2 protein-coding genes are annotated in these 1116 nt (G+C 64.3%); both read right to left on the bottom strand.

The genetic code is table 11. From position 1 onward, the window contains the following. Positions 1-909 (bottom strand): xanthine dehydrogenase family protein molybdopterin-binding subunit (locus RMP09_RS16010; RefSeq protein WP_310566983.1); only part of this gene is annotated, 909 nt, incomplete at its 3' end. A gap of 33 nt (positions 910-942) precedes the next feature. Further along, a partial coding sequence (locus RMP09_RS16005) for a 2Fe-2S iron-sulfur cluster-binding protein (protein WP_310566984.1) occupies positions 943-1116 on the bottom strand: 174 nt, incomplete at its 5' end.

The following is a 1116-nucleotide window of genomic DNA, read 5'->3' as shown; positions in this document are numbered from 1 at the left end:
GACGTGGTCGCGGCCGTGTGCGTCGCAGAGAAAACTCTCGGCACGGTCGGCGGTCCACTTGATCGAGCGGTTGAGTTGTTTGGCAGCCCAGGTCAGGCACACGTCTTCGGCGTACAGGAAGATCTTGGAGCCAAAGCCACCCCCCACGTCGGGCGCAATCACCCGCACCTTGTGCTCGGGCAGGCCCAGCACGAAGGCGGTCATCAACAGGCGCTCGACGTGCGGGTTTTGGTTGGCCACATACAGCGTGTATTCGTCGTTGGCACGGCTGTAGGAACCGATGGCCGCACGCGGCTCCATGGCATTGGGGATCAGCCGGTTGTTGACCAGGGCCAGCTTGGTCACATGCGCGGCCTTGGCGAAGGTGGCGTCCACCTGTGCCTTGTCGCCCAGCGCCCACTTGTAGCACTGGTTGTTGGGCGCGATGTCGTGCAGCGCCTGCGCCTTGGCCGCATCACGCACGCTGACCACCGCGCTGAGCACCTCGTAGTCCACCACCACCGCTTCAGCGGCATTGCGCGCCTGCTCCAGCGTCTCGGCCACCACCATGGCCACGTGGTCGCCCACGTAGCGCACCTTGCCTTGCGCCAGGATCGGGTGCGGCGGCTCCTTCATGGGTGTGCCATCAGGGTTGTTGATCAACCAGCCGCAGGGCAGCCCACCCATCTTGCCTTCCACATCCTTGCCGGTGAAGATCTGCACCACGCCCGGCATGGCCTTGGCCGCCGCCAAGTCGATGCCGTTGATCACCGCATGCGCGTGAGGCGAACGCACGAACACGGCGTAGGCCTGGTGCGCCAACGTGATGTCGTCGGTGTACTGGCCGGCCCCGGTCAGAAAACGGTAGTCTTCCTTGCGCTTGAGCGCCTCGCCGATGTGCGGCAGCTTCGAAAAATCCGATGCACCCATGTTGTTCTCCTGGTGGTTCGCGGTGAGGGCGCATCAAGCCGCTTGCATGGCCTGCTGGCCCTGCTGCACGGCTTTGACGATGTTCTGGTAACCGGTGCAGCGGCACAGGTTGCCTTCGAGCAATTCGCGAATCTGCTGCTCGCTGGCGCCGGGGTAGTTCTGCACCAGGTCCACCGCGCTCATCACCATGCCGGTGGTGCAGAAGCC

The sequence above is a fragment of the Hydrogenophaga sp. genome (assembly GCF_031426985.1).
GTDB lineage: Bacteria > Pseudomonadota > Gammaproteobacteria > Burkholderiales > Burkholderiaceae_C > Hydrogenophaga.
This window is presented reverse-complemented; position numbering and strand designations above follow the sequence as displayed.